This window comes from Paenibacillus sp. F024, from assembly GCF_057814255.1.
Genome location: NZ_JBVASZ010000147.1, coordinates 1 through 294, shown reverse-complemented (window position 1 = coordinate 294; position 294 = coordinate 1). Strand labels below are relative to the sequence as shown.

The window sequence follows — 294 nt, the reverse complement described above, 5'->3', positions numbered from 1 at the left end:
GACGAACAACGTCCCGGAATGTACCGGTCGTGTCTGCCCGGCTCCCTGTGAGGGCTCCTGTACGGTAGGCTTGAACGGATCGCCGGTCACGATTAAAAACAGTGAAAAATCGATCATCGACAAAGGGTTCGCTGAAGGCTGGGTCGTTCCGCAGCCTCCAGCTGTACGTACAAGCAAGAAGGTCGCCGTCGTCGGCTCCGGGCCTTCGGGCCTCGCCTGTGCCGCTCAGCTGAATAAGGCGGGTCATACCGTAACAGTGTACGAGAGGTCGGATCGGGCAGGGGGCCTGTTGAT

General features: G+C 59.5%; 1 protein-coding gene. It reads left to right on the top strand.

The annotated features are described in order from the left end of the window. Window positions 1–294: FAD-dependent oxidoreductase (locus ACZYR9_RS27735; protein ID WP_488981512.1), on the top strand; the 294-nt coding region annotated here is incomplete at both ends.